This is a genomic window from Pseudomonas sp. IT-P12 (assembly GCF_949767465.1).
GTDB lineage: Bacteria > Pseudomonadota > Gammaproteobacteria > Pseudomonadales > Pseudomonadaceae > Aquipseudomonas.
Window position 1 is genome coordinate 1 of record NZ_CATKPY010000025.1, and the last position, 20,340, is coordinate 20,340.

Below are 20,340 nucleotides of genomic sequence, written 5' to 3' on the forward strand. Positions count from 1 at the left end.
TCCGGATTCGTCCTCTCACAAATTTGCACAGTTATTTTCGCCCCGTGACACTAGAATAGGTCGATATTTTTCGGAGTCAGAGCCTTTATGGCAGATCCAGTTCGCGCCCCGGGGCTGTCAGAATTACCGCTGGACGACTTGGTGGCGTGTCATGAGTGCGACTTGCTGATGCGCAAGCCCACGCTCGCCCACGGCGAGAAGGCCCTTTGTCCGCGCTGTGGTTACGAGCTCTACGCACATCGACACAATGTCGTGCAGCGAAGCCTCGCCCTGGTCCTCGCCGCGCTGTTGTTATATGTCCCGGCGAACTTTTTACCCATCATGCAGCTCAATCTTCTCGGGCAGGCGTCGCAAGACACTGTCTGGACGGGCGTTGTGGGCTTGTTCGATACCGGGATGCAAGGTGTTTCGGTGATTGTCTTTCTGTGCAGCATGGGCATCCCGTTACTCAAGTTGCTGTGCCAATTGGCCGTGCTGTTGAGTATTCGTTTTGATGTCGGACGTAGTTACGGATTGTTGCTCTACCGTATTTATCACCATTTGCGCGATTGGGGGATGCTCGAGGTCTACCTCATGGGCGTACTGGTGGCGATCGTCAAGCTGGCAGATATGGCAGCACTCACTGTCGGTCTTGGTTTGGCGTGCTTTATCGGATTGCTGTTGGTCCAGGTTTGGTTGGAAGTGGTGATGTCACCTCATCAGGTCTGGCAGGCCTTATCAGGAGAGGATGCCCATGCGGGCGATTGATGCGGGCATTTTGATTTGTGCCGAATGTCATGAGTTGAACCGGCAGGAAGCTGACACAAAGGAGCAAGCCTGCACCCGTTGTGGTGCGCAGGTCCATGCTCGCCGACCGAACAGCATCGTACGCACCTGGGCTTTGCTGATCACTGCCGCGATTCTCTACGTTCCGGCGAATGTCTTGCCGATCATGACAGTGCGATCTCTGGGGCAGGGCGATCCGAGCACCATCATGTCCGGTGTGATCCAGCTGGTTCAGCACGGCATGATTCCGATTGCCGCCGTGGTTTTCATCGCCAGCATCCTGGTACCGACCTTCAAACTGGTGGGCATCGCGTTGCTGTTGTTCTCGGTACAGCGCCATCAACCACTTTCCGCCCGGCAGCGCATCTGGATGTACCGCTTCATCGAGTTCATCGGCCGTTGGTCGATGCTCGATATCTTTGTGATTGCCATCCTGGTGGCTGTTGTGAATTTCGGACGGCTTGCCAGTGTCGAAGCCAATCTTGGCGCCATCGCTTTTGCCAGTGTGGTGATTCTGACGATGCTTGCCGCAGTAACTTTCGATCCCCGACTGATTTGGGATAACACGGAGTCGGACGACGACCATGACTGATTTGCCTACAGCGAAAACCCGACCGGCTTCGAACTGGTCTGCGATCTGGGTATTGCCTCTGATCGCCTTGATCATCGGTGGCTGGCTCGGCTGGCGTGCCTACAATGAAACCGGTATCGAGATTCAGGTGCGTTTCGAAAGTGGGGAAGGCATCCAGGCCAACAAGACGGAAGTGGTCTACAAAGGCATGCCGGTGGGCAAAGTGAAAACCCTCAAACTCGACGACGAAGGCGCCTCCAAAGCGGTGATCGCCACCGTTGAAATGAACAAGGACGTCGAGCAATACCTGCGCACCAGCACCCGTTTCTGGCTGGTCAAGCCGAGTGTGACCCTGGCCGGTATTTCCGGCCTGGAAACCCTGGTTTCGGGCAATTATGTGGCGATCAGCCCGGGGGAAGGTGAGCCCACGCGCAAGTTCAAGGCATTGGCCGAGGAGCCACCGCTTTCAGATGCGCAACCGGGCCTGCACCTGACCATCAAGGCTGACCGCCTCGGTTCGCTGAACCGGGGCAGTCCGGTGTTCTACAAGCAGATCAGGGTCGGCCAGATCAAAAGCTACGTGCTGTCCGATGATCAAAGCACCGTTGAACTCAAAGTGTTCATCGAGCCGACCTACGCCAAGCTGGTGCGTAAACACACGCGTTTCTGGAACGCCAGCGGCATCAGCATCGACGCCAACCTGTCCGGTGTGAAGGTGCGCAGTGAGTCCCTGGCCAGCATCGTTGCCGGCGGTATAGCCTTTGCCACGCCGGAAAACCGCAAGGACAGCCCTCCCACCGATCCGAGCCTGCCATTTCGTCTCTACGAAGACTTCGATGCGGCCGCCGCCGGGATTCGGGTCAAGGTCAAGCTCAGCGACTTCGAAGGGTTGCAGGCCGGCCGCACGCCAGTGATGTACAAGGGCATTCAGGTCGGCAACCTGAAAGCGTTGAAGATCGATCCTGATCTGTCCGGTGCTTCTGCCGAGCTGACCCTTGATCCACTGGCTGAGGATTATCTGGTCGAGGGCACGCAGTTCTGGGTGGTCAAACCATCGATCTCCCTGGCGGGTATCACTGGCCTGGAAGCCCTGGTCAAGGGTAACTACATCGCCGTGCGCCCCGGTGACAAAGGCGCTTCGCCACAACGTGAATTTGTGGCCCGGGCCAAGGCGCCGCCGCTTGATTTGCGCTCACCGGGCCTGCACCTGGTGTTGTTTACCGACACCCTGGGGTCGCTGGAAGTGGGCAGCCCGATTCTCTACAAACAGGTCAAGGTCGGTTCGGTACAAAGCTACCAATTCTCGCGCACCAAGAAGCAGTTGGTGATTGGCGTGCACATCGAGAAGGAATATGAAGGCCTGGTCAACGCCTCGACCCGTTTCTGGAACGCCAGTGGCGTCACACTCACGGGCGGGTTGACCGGGGGCATCCAGGTCAAGAGTGAGTCGCTGCAAAGCCTGATGGCAGGCGGAATCGCCTTCGAAACGCCTCTGGCGAAAGCGCCCCTGCAGAAACGTATTCCGCGCTTCCGCCTGTTCGCCAACCATGACGAAGCCAATCAGAAGGGCGAAGTGGTCACGATCAAAGTGGATCGCGCCGATGGTTTGCGCAGTGGCACGCCGATCCGGTTCAAGGGCCTGGATGTCGGCAAGGTCGAAGATGTCGATCTCAGCGATGACCTGCAATCGGTGCTGCTCACCGCCCGCATTACCGAAGTGCCGGAACGCATTGCCCGGGCTGGCAGCCAGTTCTGGGTGGTCAAGCCGGAGCTGGGCCTGATCAAGACGTCGAACCTGGAAACCCTGGTGACCGGTCAGTACATCGAAGTGCAGCCCGCGGCGAAGAACCTCGGCCCGCAGAAGAACTTCGTCGCCCTGGCCACGCCACCGGAGCTGGCCAAGTCGGAGGACGGCCTGAGCCTGGTATTGAGCGCGGCTCGCCGTGGTTCGTTGAAAACCGGGGTGCCGGTGACGTATCGCGAGGTGACCGTGGGCAAGGTGACGGGCTATGAGTTGGGCCAGACCGCGGATCGCGTGCTGGTGCATATCCTGATCGAGCCCAAATACGCGCCGCTGGTGCGCAGTGGCACGCGGTTCTGGAACACCAGTGGTTTCGGTTTCGACTACGGCTTGTTCAAGGGCGCGACGGTGCGCACCGAGTCGCTGGAGACGCTGCTTCAGGGTGGCATCGCGTTTGCCACGCCGGACGGTGACCGGATGGGCAGTCCGGCGCGTCCGGAGCAAACGTTCCCGTTGTTCGACAAGTTCGAGGATGAATGGCTGACCTGGGCGCCGAAGATTTCGCTCGGCAAGTAATTCGTCGAGACCTTCGCGGGCAGGTTCTGCCGGCAACGCCCAACCCTGTGGGAGCGAGCCGGCTCGCGATGAGGCCTGCAGGGCAGCCACAAAAAAGGCCGCGATCCATTGGATCGCGGCCTTTTTATTGCCTTGGATTCAACGCCGATCAGACCGCATCCAGCTCCGGTTCATCTGACTCCACGCGAACCACAGCCTTCACCTCGTCATGGCGACGGATGTACTTCCAGTCTGCCTCGTCGATGTAGATGCCGCTCGGCCCGCTGCCGCCTTCCAGGTCGATCGCCACACTGGCGCAGACCTGTGGCTTCACACTGGCCAGAATCGGCACGAAGCCCAGTTGCAGGCTGGTTTCCAGCAGCGCTGCCTGGTTCTTCTCATCGATGTCCGCCGCTTCGTCCAGGTAGTACGGCAAGCGCACGCGACCTGCCTGGTCGCGGTCCATCAAGTGCAGCAACAGGTACATGTTGGTCAGCGCCTTGATGGTCATCGTGGTGCCGTTGGACGCCGCGCCGTCGATGTCGGTGTGAATGACCGGCTGACCGTTGACCTTGGTGATTTCGAACGCCAGTTCGAACAGGTCCTTGAGCCCGAGCTGGTTGTGGTTCGCCGCCACCAGGCGTGCCAGGTATTCCTTGGCCTCCTCGTTCCGGTTGTCCTGCTCGGCACTCTGGCTCAGGTCGAACACGGAGAGGGTCTCGCCCTCTTCGTACTGGCCGGCGCTGTGGATGATCTGGTCGATGTGCTTGAGCGCTTCCTTGTTCGGCGCGAGCACGATGCGGAAGCTCTGCAGGTTGGACACCTGGCGCTTGTTGATCTCACGGTTGAACAGCGCCAGCTGATGCTCGAGGCTGTCGTAGTCGCTGCGAATGTTGCGCAGGGTCCGGGCGATGTCGGTGACGGCGGCACGACGCGCCTTGCCCAGGGTCAGGGCTTCGTCGGTGCGATGCGCATAAGCGTTGATCAGCAGTTGCAGGCGACGTTCCATATCGTCTTCGCTATCAAACTTGGCCACGCCCTTGAGGCGCACCTGGGCGTACAGCGCCTCGATTTGACCGTCGCTGCGTTGCAGGCCTTGCCAGCTGTCCTGATAGTCATTGAGCAGCGGCAGCAGGTTGTCCATGGAGTCGTCGATCGGGTCCATGAACGGTGTGCCGAACGGCATGTCCGCCGGCAGCAGCTGACGGCGACGCAGGGCATCGTCGAGGGTGCGTTGCTTGGCTTCCATGTCGCCGATCTGGCGGCCGACCAGTTGCAGCTTGGCCGACAGTTGCTGGACGCGCTCGGTAAACGCATCGCTGGAGCGCTTCAGCTCGTCCTGCGCGGCTTCCATCTGCGCCAGTTGTTCCAGCTTGTCGCCTTCTTCGGCGCTCAGGGTTTGCGAGCGACGGAAATCTTCCAGGGCCTTCTGAGCATCCAGCACTTGCTGATACAGCGCTTCGGTCTGGGTCTTGCTCGCCGCGCGGTCGGCGGCCACGGCTTGCTGGGTTTTCAGTTGCTTGAGTTCTTTTTCCAGACGCTCTTTCTGATCGCGCAACGCCGCACGGTCCGCCAGGGCTTGCAGCGCTGGAGGCTCGATGTGCGAGAGGTCGATGGACAGGCCCGGTACTTCAAAGCGTTCGCCCTTGAAGCCGTCGAGGATCAGCTCCATGGATTTGACCCACTGCCCGTCTTCGTCCAGCGCGATCCCGTGCTCGCCCAGCGGCAGGCTGAACAGCGCGCTGTTGAACAGGCGCATCAGGCGCTCGACGTCCTGCTGCGAGAACTCTTCGCGCAGGCGTGCATAGCTGTTGTTGTCGGCATGATCGAGTTGCTGCTTGACCGACTTCAGGCGTTTTTCCAGATCCCGCAGGCGCTCGTCCAGGTCTTCGGCAGAGAACTGTCGCGATTGTGCCAGCGCACCGGCCAGTTCGTCGTGCGCGTCCTTGGCCGCGAGCAGTTGTTGCTCCAGAACCTTGACGTCGTCGACCAGGGCGAAGCGATTCTTCAGTACCGAGAGCTCGCCCAGCCAACGCTGGATACCGCTGATTTCCCGCTCCAGGCGCATCAGTTCCTGGGTGCCACTGCGCTGATCGTTTTGCAGGGCGTCCTGCTCGTTGCGGTAATGCTCGGCCTGAATGGTCAGCTCTTCCTTGCGCGCACTGGCGTAGTCCGACCAAGTGCCCAGCAACGAGTCGAGGATCGGAGAAATCCGGTGCAGTTTGCCGCGCAGGATGTTGCGCTGGACTACGCCTGCCGACAGGGCTTCGACCAACGGGCCGGCGGTGACCAGCGAGTTGTAGTCCTGCTCCATGCGCCGGACATCGCGGAAGGCTTCCTCGCACGCGGCGATGTAATCGACGCTGCCGGAACGCAGGCTGTGTTCGAAGGCATCGAGAAACAACTGCTTGAGCTTGGCCGCGGTGATTTCGCGCATGTGCAGCAGGTTGATGAACAGCGCGCGGAAGGTCTTCAGGCTCTGTTCGCTGGTGGAGCGCAGCGGGATCAGGGTCAGGTCCAGGGGAATCGACGTGTGGCCACCGACCAGCAAGCGCCGCAGTTCATCCGGCTTGAGCTCGTAGGCTTTCAGGCCTTCGCGCTCAAGGTTGGTGAACAGTTCTTTCTGGCGCAGGCAGGTGTCGTTTTTCTGGTAATGCGCCAGGTCCAGCTTGCCGGCATAGGCAAAGAACTGGTGACCGAAACCACCGCCCGGGCCGCGACCGACCACGCCGATCACGTGCGGGCCGTGGGGCAGCGACACTTCGACGAGGATGTAGCTGGTGTCCGAGGCGAAGTAGAAGCGCCGGGATTGTTCCAGGCTGTACTTGCCGAAACTCATGTCCGACATGCGCGCCAGGATCGGGAACTGCAAGGCGTTGATCGACGCAGACTTACCGAGGTTGTTGGCGCCGTAGACCGACAGCGGTTCTTCCAGCGGGAAAAGCCCCAGGCTGTAACCGGCCGTGTTCAAAAGGGCAAAGCGGCGAATGCCGTAGCGTTCCTTGCTCATGCGTCGGTCTCCTGTTCTTCGGCAATGGCGCGAGCGAGGGCGTCTTCTTCGCTTTCCTCGACGTTCTCTGCGTCAAATTCGCTCAAATCCAGCGGATCATCGGTTTGCAGCAGTTTTTCATCGCTGTCTTCATCGATCAGCACCGGCGCCGGCAACGGCAGCACGCTGTGCAGGCTGGCCGCCAGGTCACGGTCCTGCTGGACCGACAGGCAGACGTCGAGGAAGCGGTGCATCGGCGGCAGGAAACGGTAGACACCGTTTTCTTCGCTGGCGAAACCGAGTTGAGTCATGCGACGCATGATTTTTTCTTCGAGTTCTTCCTGGGTCTGTACTTCGGCCTGGATGAACAGGTCGCGGTACTTTTCCAGCAGCGATGGCAGTTCGTCACGACCGAGGCTGCCGCCGTCGAGCACGGCAATCGGGTCACGGCCCTGGTCGGCCAGGTGCTCGACGAGGATGAAGGTGAACAGCGCCAGGCGTTGCGCGGTCTTGTTCACCGCTGCCGCGGCGAGGTCCGGCACGAAGTAGTAGAAACCCCGGGTGTCGCAGACCAGCTCGAAGCCCAGTGCCTTGAACAGGGTGCGGTACTGGTCCTGGAAGTTTGACAACTGGGCGTACAGCTCCGGATCGCGGCGACTGACGTGGTAACCCTTGAACAGCTCGCGAAAGATCGGCGCCAGCTGGGACAGTTCGGATAGATCAAGATGCATGGGGAGTGCTCGCAGAATCCTCGGCGGCGGTGTCGCTGGCCGAGAGCAGGGCGAAGGAGCGCAGGCTGACCTGGTGCTCGTGAGTGTGGTAGTCGCGGCGTTCCAGACGCTCGCGTTTGAAGCGTTTCTCCCGCGACAGGCGCGAGAACCAGTACAGCAACTCGTCGGTCGCGCCGTCCGGTTCCTGTTCCAGCAGCCAGGTCATCAGGTCCGGCATCGGCAGGGCGTCTTCGCAGCGCTCGAGCATTTCCCGGACGGTGCGTGGTGCGCGCGGCGCGCTGCCGCCCGTGTGGGATTTGTGGGCCTTGGGGAAGCGTGCCGGTTTCGGTTCGAAACGGGCCAGGGCATAAACGTAGGCTTCGACCTGGCTGGCGCTGCCGAGGAAGGTGCTTTGCGGCCGGGTGAACATCGGCATCGCCGCTTGCGGCACCGCGTCGATACCCTTGCGTCGGATGGCTGCCAGGGCCAGGGCGGCGCCTCGGGTCACGGCGTTGTGGCGACGGGCTTCCTCACGCAGTGGCAGCAACAGCTCGCGGGCGTGACGCAGGGTCAACTGGGCGCTGGTCTGCATTTCGAGGATGCGTGCGTGAGTACGCAGCAGCATGTCGTCATCGACCAGGTGTCCGAGGCGCTGCTGCTCGGTGAGCATTTTCAGCAGCACGGTCTCGACCTTGCGCACGCCTTGTTCGAAGGCGCCGTCGGCGTTCACCAGTTGAATCATCGGTTCGACGTATTCGTCCCAGGTCGCCAGCACCTCGGCGTAACGCTGGCGCAACGGGATCTGCCGGTCGCTGGTTTTCGCCCGTTCGGCGACGGCCACCAGGGCCTGTTCGTCGTTGGCGAGTTTCTTCAGCACATCGCGTACGCGCATGTCGAGCAGGCGCAGCTGGCGCGCCAGGTCGTGGCCGTCGCGCACGTCGAAGGCGTCCTGGATGTAACCGGCCAGGCGTTCGAGGTGACGCAGGTAGGCTTCGATTTCCAGGCACAGGCCCAGGCGGTGCTCGCGACGCAGGTAGGCGAGGAAATCATGGATCTGTGCGTTGAGTTCGAAACGGTTCGGGCTTTTCGCCACAGGAACCAGGATGTCGAGGCGGATCCACACGTCCAGCAGGTGGGTGATGTCCTGCGGCGTGCTGTCGATCTGCTGGGTGGCCAGTTGCGTGCGCAGTTCGTTGAGGCTCAGTGTGCCTTGGTCGAAGTGCTCGCACAGTGGCTCCAGAAGTGCCCAGTGTTCAGCGAGGGCGCGCAAGACGCGCTTGGGTTCGATCATCGGAATGGCCGGCTGGTTGGCGATTAAAAGCCGCGATTGTACTGCATCGCAGCCATGTCGATTCACTCTCGGGACGGGCTGTCGCCATTTTTCATCGGTGCAAAGGCTATCGGGTGCAGCCTGTCGATCAACAGCGCGGGCGATCTTGAGCGAAGGGCGGTAGAATCAGCGCACTTTAGTTATCCACAAGTGGCCGACCTTTGCTTATCGAGTCTCGTCGCCGTGCCTATCTGACCGCTATGCAGGTGGTCAACTGGCTGCCGCGCACTGAATTGCCCTTTGCCGCCCCATCGCGGCCCGAGCTGCTGGAGATGCCTGCGCCGCTGGCCGAGGCTCCGGTTGCGCCGGCGCCTGTGGCCGAAACGCACGTTGCACCCGTGGTCAAACCGGCCGAACGGGTGAAAATCGAGGTGCCCCGGCCAACGCTGGCCAGCACTCGCACCAACGCGAAGGTCGAGGAAGAGGAGGCCCCGGTCGCGGTCAAGGCCCCGGTCGTACCGCCGCCGCGATTCGCCCTGCAACTGCTGCGCGCCGGCCGTTGCCTGCTGCTGGTGGAGTTACCCACAGGGGAGTCCTTCCAGAGTCGCGATCCGGCCTACCTGCTGCTCAAGGACATGCTGCGCGCCGCCGGTTTGCCGGACAGCCCGCAGATTGTCGGTGAACCGGTGCGCTGGCCGTTGCTGGCCCGTGGCACGATGGATCAGGGGCCGGAAGCGGCGCGCGACTTCGTGCAGGGCTTTCTCGCGGCCCGGCTGGAAGATGCACCCTGTGTCTGCGTCTGGCTGATCGGTCTGCCGGCGGTACGTTTCGCCGGTGAGGCCAACGCCGAATCGTTCAACCGCGAACTCCAGGTCGACGGCCTGGGCTCGGTCTGGGCCCTGCCGGGCCTGGAGTTGTTAATGGAAGAGCCACAGCGTAAGGCTGATGTCTGGCAAGCCATGCGTCGGCTGATGGCGCGCTGGAAAGAATCGAATGAATGACGCTGTAACGTTTCGCCCGATGACCGAGGCTGACCTCGACGCTGTGCTGAAAATCGAATATGCGGCGTACAGCCATCCCTGGACTCGCGGCATTTTTCTCGACGGACTGGGCAAATACCAGATCTGGCTGATGTTCGAGGGCTCGCAGCAGGTCGGGCACGGCGTGGTGCAGATCATCCTGGATGAAGCGCACCTGCTGAACATTACCGTCAAGCCGGAAAACCAGGGCCGGGGCCTCGGTTTGACCCTGCTCGAACACCTGATGTCGATTGCCTGCGAAGCCGAGGCGCGGGAGTGTTTCCTGGAAGTGCGCGACAGCAACCGCTCGGCGTTTCGGCTCTACGAGCGTTTTGGCTTCAACGAGATCGGCCGACGCCGGGATTACTACCCGGCGGTGGGTGGGCGTGAGGATGCCGTGGTCATGGCCTGCACCCTGGTGCCATAGGCTTCACACAGCATTGCCAGCAGGCTCGCTGCCACAATGAAGTTCTGTGGCAGACAGAACCTGTGGGGGCGAGCCTGCTCGCGATGGGGGGCTATCGATTCCCATCCAGAGGGTCGCGCCGCGCCAGTTCCTCTTCATCCAGCCCGTTACCCCCGCCGATGTCATCCTCATCGACGATGCTCAAATCCCAGTCGGCGCGGCGGTCCTCACCCGCCTCATGCGCATCCCGCGCGCCATCTTCACGGATCAAGGTCTCCGGGCTCAGGTCGTCGTCGGTGGATTCATGGTCAGGCGTCGATGCGCCGGTCATGCCCGCTTCACGCCCCCGTTCCTCCGGCAGTTTTTGTCGGCGTTCCGTTTCCGGCAGTTCATCACCGATTCTGGCGCTGGGTTCTTCCTCGTCGAAATCCAGCTCATGCATCGAGCCCATGCGGTCTTCGTTGTCGTCGATGGGCTCCGGTTGCGCCGCATCGTACGGACGTCGTGAATCAGTCATGGCAATTCCTCATACTGTGGTCCTTACTTCGGTGGACCCACTGGGCTGCCCAGAATTCCACCGACTTGGAACACCGGTAAAATGCATCAGCGGCAATCTGCATCGGATGCGTGACCCCGACGGGCGGTTGTCTGTCAAACCAGCGCACCATTATCGAGGCTTCATGCATGAACGAATTACAAGATCTGATTGAAAACAACGCGCGCTGGGCTGACGCGATCACCAAGGAAGATCCTGATTTTTTCGCCAAACTGGCTCGTCAGCAGACACCTGAGTACCTGTGGATCGGCTGTTCCGATGCCCGTGTGCCGGCGAACGAGATCGTAGGCATGCTGCCCGGCGACCTGTTCGTCCACCGCAACGTGGCCAACGTGGTGCTGCACACCGATCTCAACTGCCTGTCGGTGATCCAGTACGCGGTTGACGTGCTCAAGGTCAAGCACATCCTCGTCACTGGCCACTATGGCTGCGGTGGCGTACGGGCCTCCATGCAGGATCGTCAGTTCGGCCTGATCGATGGCTGGTTGCGCTCCATTCGCGACCTTTATTACGAAAAGCGCGAAGAACTGGCCACCTTGGCGACCGAGGAAGAGCGGGTCGACCGTCTGTGCGAACTCAACGTGATCCAACAGGTGGCCAACGTCGGGCATACCAGCATCGTGCAGAACGCCTGGCACCGTGGGCAGAAGCTGTCGATTCACGGCTGCATCTACGGCATCAAGGACGGTCGATGGAAGAGCCTCAATGCCACCATTAGTGGCTTCGAGCAGTTGCCGCCGCAATACCGCCTGCGACCGCTCGAACCCCAGTAAGCCCCTTCAACCCAGGCGCGGGCGTCGCCAGTTGCGAAAAAACAGCTGGCCGTTGGCATTCGGCATTTCGTCGTAGCCGGTAATCCAGCCTCGGCAACACGGACAACCGCAGCGGCAGGCGAACTGCCGCTGCAGTTTGTCTTCCGTCGTGGCGAGATCCATCGTCAACCGGTCGCCTTTGCTGATGTCTTTCAGCGCCCATAACCATAACTCACCCATGTCGAGGAATACGCTGGGGTCGCAGCTGTGGTTGAGCAGGCTGCAGAAGAAAGGGTCGTAGACGTGGACTCCCGGCGCAAGCTGGCGCGTGTGCGAGCAACGGTAGGGGAGCAGTTGCCCGGAAACCCGGCAGATCCGGCTCAGGCGCAGGAAATCGCGAAGAGCGGTGACAGCGATCGGGAAGCCCCTGGCGTTGTAGACGATTTCGAAGTCATTCTTGGACGGGAAACCCCGGTGGACGGGCAATTTCCTGATGGGATAGATGCCGTCGGGTGGCGGTCTGGTCACCGGCTGCTGCGTTTGGGCTGTCATAACGGTCCCTGTTGGCTAAGTGCTGCGACCTCCTTCAGCTGACATCCTGTCAACCCTGCGGCACATGGGTGTGGCGAAAGCGTCTCGCAAAAAAGCCAGCGGGTCTACTGTCATAACTGACAGGAGAAATTGGCGCATTCCCATGTCAGCCTGGACTTACACGGGACTGCGCACGCGTTGCTTACAGGTGCGCTTCCACCGGGATCGCAGTGGCGGGCGCCGGAGCCTTGAGTTGTTTGAGTTGAACCTTGACCGGTGCCGATGCGCATTTGGCCGAGGCTTGCGCGGGCGTCAGGTTGCGAATCGAGGTGTAGAACAGCTGGCAGGTTTTTTCAGCCTGGGCCACTTGCCAGGTTTGCGTGCAGCTTTTCAATTCAAGGTCTGGATTGCTGTCGAGATCGCGCGCCATGGCGGCCTGCCAGCACGCCGCACTCAGGTCTTGACCCATGGTTTTCAGGCCCGCTGCGTCGGCCTGAGCCTGGGCATCCTTGCCGGTATAGCTGGCCGGATCGGCGGCATACCAGATATAGCTCGGGTGGTTGGCGCCCAGCACCGGCACCTTGAGCGCCCCCGTCGGATTGATGCTGACCAGGCCCAGTACGTTGACGGTCGGCCCATATTGTTGCTTTATCCAGGTGCGTACGGGCGAACCGAAGGCGACCATGGGCAACGCCGTGCCGCTGGCGTTCTGGCTGAGTTGCTTGACCATGGTGGTCTGGTAGTCCTTGAAATAGTCATAGACCCCTTCCAGATCCTTGCCGGCATTGGAGGGCGCGGCAATCGGCGCGATGTCGATGATGGTCTGGTAGGCCGGCGTCTGTTCGGCCGCGACGCCGTTGACCGTCAACAGTGAAGCCCAGCGATCGGTGGTGGCCGACTTCAGATAGTCCTGCGCCTGGGTCAACGAATAGTCCGGGGGGAAGTGCAGCAACTCGACGCTTCTACGGTTTTCCAGGGCCATGCCCAGCGGCAGGAACAAGTACCAGTTATAGGCCCACTTGCCATCGGCATTCAGTTTGCTGGCACCGGTGTAGGCCAGGTCGCCGGCCTCGAGCAGCGCTGCCAGGGGCTTTGCATAGCCGCTGGGCACGCCGGTTATTTCGGCGTGAAGCTGACCGTTATCGCTCTTGACCAGCACCTTCGCGTCGCCATAGCCATCGCGCTGCACACTTTGTGTCAGGTAGTGCTCGACGGTCTGTTCCAGCGTCCAGTTGCGAAAGCAGATCACGTTACAGTTATTGGGATAGGCGAACAGCCGGGTGACGCGTTCGGTGCTGCCCAGCTTCAGGTCGGTGGCGGCGTGAGCGGCGGTGCTCAGCGTGAGCGCGGCAAGAGTGAGTCCAGCGAGTTTCAACATGCTCAGATCCTTTTCAGCTCGATCCCGTTGGTAGGAGATGCACAGCATAGTGGATCAATTGCCTGATACAGAAGTGCGGGCGCAGGCTGCCTTTTGCAGGGTGTTCTCGTTGTCCCGGCTCGCCGCCAGGTGGCGGCGAGCCGGGCGAGGGTAAAAAGGTTACAGCAGCTTCAAGGCCAGGTGGGTGCCGGCGCGCAAGTACTCGACCTGGGCGAAGACGGCATCCTTGACGATCGCTTCTCCCGTGTCGGTCAGCTTGGCTTTCTTGGCATCGATGATGGCTGTCTGCGCCAGTTGCATCACCACGTCCATGGCTTTTTGAAGGGCGGTCAGGTTGTTGTGCTGGCCAAACTCACGAACGACAGCGTCCATTCGCCGGTCTGCTTCATCGCGCAGTTGTTTGTATTCGGTGAACGACACCCTGCCGTCCGCATAGGTTTCGTTGAGCAGCTCTTCCAGCGTTTTTGATAGTAAAGACATGTGCGAAATCATCCTGGGTCCGTGCTGTTGAGGCGTTGAAGGGTTGAGTTGTCGGAGTCTACTCAACGCGTCACGGGCAAGAGATAGGACCCGCCCGAGGTTGATGTCAGGCGTAATCGAACGGGTCTGTAGGACGAGTTGCACCCACACGGCGATGGGTGCAATCAACACCCTTTATGGCATCACGGGCGGCGTATACGTCAGTGTCGTGCCCAGCGCCCAGAGCAAAAACAGCACCAGTGGCGTGTGCACCAGCAGTTGCACGAAGGAGAAGCCGATCAGGTCCCGCGCCTTCAGACCCAGCACACCCAGCAACGGCAGCATGTAGAACGGGTTGATGAGGTTCGGCAGCGCCTCCGCCGCGTTGTAGATCTGCACGGCCCAGCCCAGGTGGTAGTTGAGGTCAGTGGCCACTTGCATCACATAGGGTGCCTCGATGATCCATTTACCGCCGCCCGACGGAATGAAGAACCCGAGGATCGCCGAGTACACACCCATCAGCAGCGCGTAGGTGTCGTGAGAGGCGATTTGCACGAAGAAGGTCGAGATGTGGTGCGCCAGGGTCTGCGCGTCGGTGCCTTTGACGGTGGTCATCAGCGCGGCGATCGATCCATACAACGGGAACTGGATCAGCACACCGGTGGTGGTCGGCACCGCGCGCGCCACCGCATCGAGGAAGCTGCGCGGGCGCCAGTGCAGCAGCGCGCCCAGCATGATGAACAGGAAGTTGTAGGTGTTCAGCCCGGAAATCGCGGTGATTGCCGGTTTGGTCGAGAACTCGTGGAACAGCCAGCCGGCGGCCAGCAGCACCAACACGATGGTCAGCAGCGGGCTGTGTTCCAGCCATTCGCCGGGACGGGTGCGCGGTTGCAGCGGCGGCAGGTTGAAGCTCGGGTCAACGCCACAGGCCTGGGCATCACGGGCCGATTTCGGTCCTGGCGCGGTCGCGTAGGCAATGATCAGCGAGATCACGATCAGCGCCAGCAACATCACACCGGACTGCCAGAGGAAGATCGTTTGCGTGAACGGGATGACCCCGGTAATCGACAGGATCGACGGCGGCAGGCTGCCCGGGTTGGCCTGCAATTGCGCGGCGGACGACGACAGGCCCAGGGCCCACACGGCACCAAGGCCCAGGTACGCGGCGGCACCGGCGGCGCGGTAATCCATTTTCAGGTCGGTACGGCGGGCGAGGGCACGCACCAGCAAGCCGCCGAACACCAGCGACAGGCCCCAGTTCAGCAGGGACGCGACCATGGAGATCAGGGCGACCCAGGCCACGGCAGAGCGGCCGTTCCTGGGGATTCGCGCCAGTCGATCAATCAGTTTCACGGCCGGTGGCGAGCTGGCCACCACATAACCGCCAATCACCACGAACGCCATCTGCATGGTGAACGGGATCAGGCTCCAGAACCCGTCACCGAAGGCCATCGCGGTGTCGGTGGGTCTGGCACCCATGAACAGGGTGGCGACGGCAACGATAATCACCGCCAGTGCGGCAAAGACCCAGGAGTCGGGGAACCAGCGTTCGGCAAAACTGGAGCAGCGCAGGGCAAAGCGGGCGGAGCGGGTATCTTCGATATCAGCGGCCACGGGAGTACCTCGATTTTTATGTTTGTCTTGGTCTTCAGGGCGTCAGGACCCCTCTGGACAGGTGTCCACATTAAATCAATCGCTCACATTTTGTGACGATGTTTCGGCGTGCCGGGACGATGGTCTAACGGGTTGTCCGCTGGCGCATTTGCGTAGACCATGGGCACCTTGGTTTTATGCCCATGCCTGAGTTCTTTTTGATGACTGCCCACAACGAATCGCGCCCGGCACCCTTCAGCCGCTCGGACTACAAGACCCTTGGCCTTGCAGCCCTCGGCGGTGCGCTGGAAATCTACGATTTCATCATCTTCGTCTTTTTCGCCCTGACCCTCAGCCAGTTGTTTTTCCCGCCGGAAATGCCTGAATGGCTGCGTCTGCTGCAGAGTTTCGGGATTTTTGTCACCGGTTACCTGGCCAGGCCCCTGGGCGGGATCCTGATGGCGCATTTCGCCGACCGGTTGGGGCGCAAAAAGGTGTTCAGCCTGAGCATCCTGATGATGGCGCTGCCCTGTCTGTTGATCGGCATCATGCCGACCTATGCCCAGATCGGCTATTTCGCGCCGCTGCTGCTGTTGGCCCTGCGTATTCTGCAGGGGGCCGCAGTGGGCGGCGAGGTGCCCAGTGCCTGGGTGTTCGTTGCCGAGCATGCACCGGCCGGGCATCGTGGCTATGCCCTGGGCTTTTTGCAGGCGGGGCTGACGTTCGGTTACCTGATCGGCGCATTGACCGCTTCGTTCCTGGCGCAGGCGTTTACCCCGGAACAAATCCTCGATTACGCCTGGCGCTACCCCTTCCTGCTGGGGGGCGTGTTTGGCGTGATTGGTGTGTGGCTGCGTCGCTGGCTCAGTGAAACCCCGGTGTTCATGGCGATGCAGGCCAAGCGCGAGGCCGCGGTCGAATTGCCGTTGCGCACGGTATTGCGTGAGCATCGCCTGGCGATTCTGCCGGGCATGATCCTCACCTGTGTCTTGACCTCCGCTGTGGTGGTGTTCGTGGTCATCACTCCGACCATGATGCAGAAAACCTTCGGCATGACCGCCAGCCACACCTTCGCGCTCAGTGCCCTGGGCATTGTGTTTCTGAACATCGGTTGCGTGCTGGCCGGTTTGCTCGTCGACCGCATCGGTGCCTGGCGCACGGTGATGCTGTACAGCCTGCTGTTGCCGCTGGGCATTGGCCTGCTTTACACCTGCCTGATCATCGGCGGTAACTGGGCCGGGCTGGCGTATGCGATCGCCGGCCTCGGCTGCGGGGTGGTCGGTGCGGTGCCGTCGGTGATGGTCAACCTGTTTCCGGCGCGGGTGCGTGTCTCGGGGATTTCCTTCACCTACAACATCGCCTACGCCGCGTGGGCGAGTGTCACGCCGCTGTTGTTGATCGGCCTGATGCCCTGGAGCCCGTGGATCTGCGTGATTTTCTGCACCGTGATGGGCGCGGTGGGCGTCAGCAGTGCAATGTATTTCGGGGCACGGGCGCCAAATAACGCGAGTTGCCCGGCGACTGGCGTCATCTGACGCCAGGTTGACGCTTGCCGCTGTAACACTCTTTCTGTCGGACAATCCTGAAATACGCTTCAGAAAATACTGTGAATGCCGATGGCTAAGCTGTAAGCCGCTTTCCATTACTGCCATCGGTGCTTTCCCATGTTCAACAAACGCTTGAAGCAAGAACTGTCGGATCTTCGCGAAGAACTTTCCTGCCTGAAGCAAGTGAAGGAAAGCCTGGAAAGCGAGATGCTTGTTTTCACGCTTGACGCCGATGCACGGATTCAATCGGTCAACCCGAATTTCATCAGTGAGATGCTCTATACGGAGCACGACCTGGTCGGCCGCCCGCTCGAGGACTTCGTGCCTGCCCACGTCAAGTCCAACGAGTTCCACCTGCGCTTCAAACAAGCGCTGACCCGTGGCGAGCATTTTGTCGGGGCGGTGCGCCTGTTGCGGGGCAATGGCCAGGAAGCCTGGTTGCGTTCGATCCTGCAACCTGTGCGGTCCTCGGATGGCAAGATCAGAAGTTTCTCGATTTTTTCCAGCGACCTCACCCGCACGATCGAGGCCTCACGTGAACACGAGAACCTGATCGGCGCACTGGTGCGTTCGACGGCCGTGATCGAGTTCGATCTGCAGGGCAACGTGCTGACGGCCAATGACCGGTTCCTCAATGCCATGGGTTACAGCCTGGCGCAGATCAAGGGCAAGCATCACCGCACCTTCTGTGAGGCGCAGGAATACAACAGCCCCGAGTACCAGGATTTCTGGCGTCGTCTGAACGCCGGCGAGTTCGTGGCCGGTCGCTTCAAGCGCGTCGACAACCATGGGCGTGCAGTGTGGCTGGAGGCGTCCTACAACCCGGTGATCGACGCCAACAACAAGCTCTATAAAGTGGTGAAGTTCGCCACGGTGATCACCGATCAGGTCAATCAGGAGCTGGCGGTCGCCGAGGCGGCCAACATTGCCTACGGCACCTCGCAACATACCGACCAGAGTGCGCAGCGTGGCACGACCGTAGTGACCCAGGCGGTCAATGTGATGCGCGACCTGGCCAAACACATGCAAACCGCCGGCGACGGCATCGAAGCGCTGAACGAGCAATCGTTGGTGATCGGCACCATCGTCAAGACCATCAGCGGTATCGCCGAACAGACCAACCTGCTGGCGTTGAACGCCGCCATCGAAGCCGCCCGTGCCGGTGAGCAGGGGCGCGGTTTCGCGGTGGTGGCGGACGAGGTCCGGCAACTGGCCTCGCGGACCAGCCAGGCCACGGATGAGATCGTCCTGGTGGTGCGTCAGAACCAGGACATGGCGCGCAACGCCGTGTCGCTCATGACCGAGGGCAAGCTCCAGGCCGAACAGGGCCTGGCGCTGGCGGCGGAAGCCGGCACAGTGATTGTCGAGATTCAGGACGGCGCGCAGAAAGTGGTGAACGCCGTCGGCCAGTTCGCCAATCAGCTATCGAGTTGATGCCTGCCGACCGGGCGGAAATCGCTACAATCGGCGCTTTTCCCAGGAGCAGATGCCCATGAGCGCTTCCCATCGCCGCCCGGTTCCCTTATCCAAGGCCTATCGCCTGCTCAATCATGGGCCAACCGTGCTGGTCAGTGCGGCCCATGGAGGGCAGCGCAACATCATGGCGGCAGCCTGGGCCATGCCACTGGATTTCGAACCTCCGAAGATTGCCGTGGTGCTCGACAAATCCACCTGGACCCGACAATTGCTGGAAGCGTCAGGCACGTTCGCGCTGAACGTGCCGTGCGCTGCACAGGCCGATATCGTGCAGACCGTCGGCTCGACGTCGGGTCTGGAGCTGACCCGGGAGCAGGGCCGGGACAAGTTTCAGGCCTACGACCTGCAGACGTTCGACGGCGCGTCGGTCGACGCACCGCTGCTCGAAGGCTGTGTGGCCTGGCTGGAGTGCCGACTGCTGCCGGAGCCCGGCAATCACCAGCGCTACGATCTGTTCCTGGCTGAAGTGATCGCCGCCCACGCGGACGATCGCGTGTTCAGCGACGGCCACTGGCATTTCGAGGGGCACGATGCCCTGCGCACCTTGCACCATGTGGCAGGCGGGCATTTCCTGACCATCGGCGATCCGGTGGACGGCAAGACGCTGACGCCGTAACGCCAGCGTCCTCAGATCCAGACGTCGTTCTGCGCGGTGCGCTCACCGCCTTCACCGCCTGTGTTCAAGACGCCCCTGGGTTCGATCAGCAGGAGTTTGACCTCCTGCTCGGCCGAGGGTTTGTGCTCGATTCCCCGGGGCACCACATGCATTTCGCCGGCGTTCACCAGGACGTGGCCATCGCGAAAATCGATGCGCAGCTGGCCTTCAAGCACGATGAAGGCCTCGTCGGTGTCGGCGTGGTCATGCCAGATGAAATCCCCCAGCAGCTTCACGACCTTGAATTGGTAGTCGTTCATCTCGGCGATGACTCGCGGGCTCCAGTGCAGGCCGATCCGGGAAATTTTCTCAGCGAAGTTCAGGCTGTGGTAAGTGTTCATGAAACGGCTCTCGTGATTGTTCGTGCAACCACGGTAGCCAGCCGGTCGGCGTGTTTCTTGAACGATTGTGCGTGGCTCAGCGACGGTGCATTTTCATCCAGCGCGCCGGCGATAACCCGAAGGCCTTGCTGAACTGGCGGGTCATGTGGCTCTGGTCGGTGAAGCCGGCGATCAGCGCTGCGTTGACCAGTGGCTGGCCCTGTATCAGCAACGAGCGGACCAGGTCCAGGCGGCGCATGGTCAGGTAGCGATAAGGGCTGGTGCCGAACAACAGGCGGAAATCCCGCGACAGGCTCCAGCGATCCCGTCCGCTATGGTGCGCCAGCTCTTCCAGCGTCACCGTGCGATCCAGTGCGCTGTGCATGTATTCCCGGGCGCGCTCGGCGGCCACGTAGTCGAAGTGATGGCGCGCGCCAGGGGCACCGCCAACGCTGTTCAGGGCCTGCGCCAGATCGAACAGCGCATCCTGCGCCTCCAGGGGCTCCAGTGGGCATTCGAGGCTGCGCAGCAGCACGGCACTGGCAGCGAACAAGCGAGGGTCGTTCGACATCCCGTTCCTGATGAAGGGCAGCGGCTGGCCGCCGAGCATCTGCTGGATCAGGGCCGGTTCGATGTACATCATCCGGTACTGGAAACCGTTGTCGGTCCCGGCTTCGCCATCGTGGGCTTCGTCCGGATGCAGCACAATCGTCCCGCCGGGCAGGCTGTGGCGCCAGCTACCGTGATACTGAAAACGCTGCACGCCGCTCAGGGTGTGACCGATGGCGTAGGTGTCGTGGCGGTGCATGTCGTAGCCGTGGCCGGCGAAAAAAGCCTCGAAGCGCTGCATCCCGGCGACATCGGGTGCGCGGTGGAACCAGTCATTGCGCGGGGAGGGGCTAGCCATGGGAAGCGGGGTCGTTGGGGTGATACGCACTACGTTAACCCACTGAGCGACCCACTGTCTTGCGACCGAAGCAAGGACTGCACCCGTAGAAAATCAAAGGTAAATGTTGCACTGTGTGACGCATCTTCTGAAGCCACGAA

General features: G+C 61.2%; 18 protein-coding genes and 2 pseudogenes. 10 read left to right on the plus strand and 10 right to left on the minus strand.

All coding sequences use genetic code 11. The features are described 5' to 3' along the window. Positions 1-87 precede the first annotated feature (87 nt). From ACM6IM_RS23420 to ACM6IM_RS23430, 3 genes are read left to right on the plus strand one after another with little or no spacing between them, the layout of a single operon-like run. Positions 88-747 (plus strand): paraquat-inducible protein A, encoded by a 660-nt coding sequence (locus ACM6IM_RS23420; protein ID WP_192304899.1) that lies wholly within the window; start codon positions 88-90, stop codon positions 745-747. Continuing rightward, on the plus strand, positions 734-1,357 hold the full coding sequence (locus tag ACM6IM_RS23425; protein ID WP_192304901.1) for a paraquat-inducible protein A: 624 nt from the start codon (positions 734-736) through the stop codon (positions 1,355-1,357). Before ACM6IM_RS23420 ends, ACM6IM_RS23425 begins: the two co-directional genes overlap by 14 nt. Then, complete coding sequence (locus ACM6IM_RS23430) at positions 1,350-3,653, plus strand: MlaD family protein (protein ID WP_414866437.1); 2,304 nt, start codon at positions 1,350-1,352, stop codon at positions 3,651-3,653. Before ACM6IM_RS23425 ends, ACM6IM_RS23430 begins: the two co-directional genes overlap by 8 nt. A 148-nt stretch (positions 3,654-3,801) precedes the next feature. Here ACM6IM_RS23430 and mksF read toward each other — a convergent pair whose 3' ends face one another. From mksF to mksB, 3 genes are read right to left on the minus strand one after another with little or no spacing between them, the layout of a single operon-like run. Then, on the minus strand, positions 3,802-6,642 hold the full coding sequence (gene mksF, locus ACM6IM_RS23435; protein ID WP_414866438.1) for an Mks condensin complex protein MksF: 2,841 nt from the start codon (positions 6,640-6,642) through the stop codon (positions 3,802-3,804). Further along, positions 6,639-7,352: an Mks condensin complex protein MksE gene (mksE, locus tag ACM6IM_RS23440; protein WP_192304907.1), complete on the minus strand. Its 714-nt coding sequence runs from the start codon at positions 7,350-7,352 to the stop codon at positions 6,639-6,641. The genes mksF and mksE overlap by 4 nt, the downstream gene beginning before the upstream one ends. Beyond that, on the minus strand, positions 7,342-8,622 hold the full coding sequence (mksB, locus tag ACM6IM_RS23445; RefSeq protein WP_192304909.1) for an Mks condensin complex protein MksB: 1,281 nt from the start codon (positions 8,620-8,622) through the stop codon (positions 7,342-7,344). The genes mksE and mksB overlap by 11 nt, the downstream gene beginning before the upstream one ends. A gap of 239 nt (positions 8,623-8,861) precedes the next feature. Here mksB and ACM6IM_RS23450 point away from each other — a divergent pair, with 239 nt between their 5' ends. Next, complete coding sequence (locus tag ACM6IM_RS23450) at positions 8,862-9,602, plus strand: energy transducer TonB (protein ID WP_414866605.1); 741 nt, start codon at positions 8,862-8,864, stop codon at positions 9,600-9,602. Further along, a complete protein-coding gene (gene rimI, locus ACM6IM_RS23455) occupies positions 9,595-10,047 on the plus strand; it encodes a ribosomal protein S18-alanine N-acetyltransferase (protein ID WP_201196924.1) in 453 nt (150 codons plus the stop codon). The genes ACM6IM_RS23450 and rimI overlap by 8 nt, the downstream gene beginning before the upstream one ends. Positions 10,048-10,138: 91 nt before the next feature. Here rimI and ACM6IM_RS23460 read toward each other — a convergent pair whose 3' ends face one another. Next, positions 10,139-10,543, minus strand: coding sequence for a serine kinase/phosphatase (locus ACM6IM_RS23460; protein WP_414866439.1), 405 nt, complete (start codon positions 10,541-10,543; stop codon positions 10,139-10,141). A gap of 167 nt (positions 10,544-10,710) precedes the next feature. Here ACM6IM_RS23460 and can point away from each other — a divergent pair, with 167 nt between their 5' ends. Continuing rightward, on the plus strand, positions 10,711-11,355 hold the full coding sequence (gene can, locus ACM6IM_RS23465) for a carbonate dehydratase (RefSeq protein ID WP_192304915.1): 645 nt from the start codon (positions 10,711-10,713) through the stop codon (positions 11,353-11,355). 6 nt (positions 11,356-11,361) lie between these two features. Here can and ACM6IM_RS23470 read toward each other — a convergent pair whose 3' ends face one another. From ACM6IM_RS23470 to ACM6IM_RS23485, 4 genes are all read right to left on the minus strand, one after another. Next, complete coding sequence (locus ACM6IM_RS23470) at positions 11,362-11,886, minus strand: lysine methyltransferase (RefSeq protein WP_414866440.1); 525 nt, start codon at positions 11,884-11,886, stop codon at positions 11,362-11,364. 181 nt (positions 11,887-12,067) lie between these two features. Then, a complete protein-coding gene (locus ACM6IM_RS23475; RefSeq protein WP_414866441.1) occupies positions 12,068-13,243 on the minus strand; it encodes a hypothetical protein in 1,176 nt (391 codons plus the stop codon). A gap of 159 nt (positions 13,244-13,402) precedes the next feature. Continuing rightward, complete coding sequence (locus ACM6IM_RS23480) at positions 13,403-13,723, minus strand: hypothetical protein (RefSeq protein ID WP_414866442.1); 321 nt, start codon at positions 13,721-13,723, stop codon at positions 13,403-13,405. A 174-nt stretch (positions 13,724-13,897) separates the two neighbouring features. Beyond that, positions 13,898-15,316, minus strand: a complete 1,419-nt coding sequence (locus ACM6IM_RS23485; RefSeq protein WP_192304923.1) for a short-chain fatty acid transporter — start codon at positions 15,314-15,316, stop codon at positions 13,898-13,900. Positions 15,317-15,516: 200 nt separating this feature from the next. Here ACM6IM_RS23485 and ACM6IM_RS23490 point away from each other — a divergent pair, with 200 nt between their 5' ends. From ACM6IM_RS23490 to ACM6IM_RS23505, 4 genes and pseudogenes are all read left to right on the plus strand, one after another. Further along, positions 15,517-16,830 carry an MFS transporter gene (locus ACM6IM_RS23490; RefSeq protein ID WP_414866606.1) on the plus strand — a complete coding sequence of 438 codons (1,314 nt, stop codon included), beginning with the start codon at positions 15,517-15,519 and terminating at the stop codon, positions 16,828-16,830. A gap of 219 nt (positions 16,831-17,049) precedes the next feature. Further along, positions 17,050-17,730: pseudogene (locus tag ACM6IM_RS23495) on the plus strand (PAS domain-containing protein); the annotation flags it as partial. A gap of 111 nt (positions 17,731-17,841) precedes the next feature. Continuing rightward, positions 17,842-18,276 (plus strand): annotated as a pseudogene (locus ACM6IM_RS23500) (methyl-accepting chemotaxis protein); the annotation flags it as partial. Between the two features lie 58 nt (positions 18,277-18,334). Beyond that, positions 18,335-18,934, plus strand: coding sequence for a flavin reductase family protein (locus tag ACM6IM_RS23505; protein ID WP_414866443.1), 600 nt, complete (start codon positions 18,335-18,337; stop codon positions 18,932-18,934). A gap of 11 nt (positions 18,935-18,945) precedes the next feature. On the opposite strand, the gene ACM6IM_RS23510 is transcribed toward ACM6IM_RS23505, so the two are convergent. Beyond that, positions 18,946-19,314 carry a cupin domain-containing protein gene (locus tag ACM6IM_RS23510; RefSeq protein ID WP_414866444.1) on the minus strand — a complete coding sequence of 123 codons (369 nt, stop codon included), beginning with the start codon at positions 19,312-19,314 and terminating at the stop codon, positions 18,946-18,948. A 76-nt stretch (positions 19,315-19,390) separates the two neighbouring features. Further along, on the minus strand, positions 19,391-20,200 hold the full coding sequence (locus ACM6IM_RS23515; protein WP_414866445.1) for an AraC family transcriptional regulator: 810 nt from the start codon (positions 20,198-20,200) through the stop codon (positions 19,391-19,393). Between the last annotated feature and the right edge of the window lie 140 nt (positions 20,201-20,340).

Coding starts and splice junctions, on each gene's coding strand:
- ACM6IM_RS23420 (WP_192304899.1), top strand. CDS start 88: ATGGCAGATCCAGTTCGCGCCCCGGGGCTGTCAGAATTACCGCTGGAC.
- ACM6IM_RS23425 (WP_192304901.1), top strand. CDS start 734: ATGCGGGCGATTGATGCGGGCATTTTGATTTGTGCCGAATGTCATGAG.
- ACM6IM_RS23430 (WP_414866437.1), top strand. CDS start 1,350: ATGACTGATTTGCCTACAGCGAAAACCCGACCGGCTTCGAACTGGTCT.
- mksF (WP_414866438.1), bottom strand. CDS start 6,642: ATGAGCAAGGAACGCTACGGCATTCGCCGCTTTGCCCTTTTGAACACG.
- mksE (WP_192304907.1), bottom strand. CDS start 7,352: ATGCATCTTGATCTATCCGAACTGTCCCAGCTGGCGCCGATCTTTCGC.
- mksB (WP_192304909.1), bottom strand. CDS start 8,622: ATGATCGAACCCAAGCGCGTCTTGCGCGCCCTCGCTGAACACTGGGCA.
- ACM6IM_RS23450 (WP_414866605.1), top strand. CDS start 8,862: ATGCAGGTGGTCAACTGGCTGCCGCGCACTGAATTGCCCTTTGCCGCC.
- rimI (WP_201196924.1), top strand. CDS start 9,595: ATGAATGACGCTGTAACGTTTCGCCCGATGACCGAGGCTGACCTCGAC.
- ACM6IM_RS23460 (WP_414866439.1), bottom strand. CDS start 10,543: ATGACTGATTCACGACGTCCGTACGATGCGGCGCAACCGGAGCCCATC.
- can (WP_192304915.1), top strand. CDS start 10,711: ATGAACGAATTACAAGATCTGATTGAAAACAACGCGCGCTGGGCTGAC.
- ACM6IM_RS23470 (WP_414866440.1), bottom strand. CDS start 11,886: ATGACAGCCCAAACGCAGCAGCCGGTGACCAGACCGCCACCCGACGGC.
- ACM6IM_RS23475 (WP_414866441.1), bottom strand. CDS start 13,243: ATGTTGAAACTCGCTGGACTCACTCTTGCCGCGCTCACGCTGAGCACC.
- ACM6IM_RS23480 (WP_414866442.1), bottom strand. CDS start 13,723: ATGTCTTTACTATCAAAAACGCTGGAAGAGCTGCTCAACGAAACCTAT.
- ACM6IM_RS23490 (WP_414866606.1), top strand. CDS start 15,517: ATGACTGCCCACAACGAATCGCGCCCGGCACCCTTCAGCCGCTCGGAC.
- ACM6IM_RS23505 (WP_414866443.1), top strand. CDS start 18,335: ATGAGCGCTTCCCATCGCCGCCCGGTTCCCTTATCCAAGGCCTATCGC.
- ACM6IM_RS23510 (WP_414866444.1), bottom strand. CDS start 19,314: ATGAACACTTACCACAGCCTGAACTTCGCTGAGAAAATTTCCCGGATC.
- ACM6IM_RS23515 (WP_414866445.1), bottom strand. CDS start 20,200: ATGGCTAGCCCCTCCCCGCGCAATGACTGGTTCCACCGCGCACCCGAT.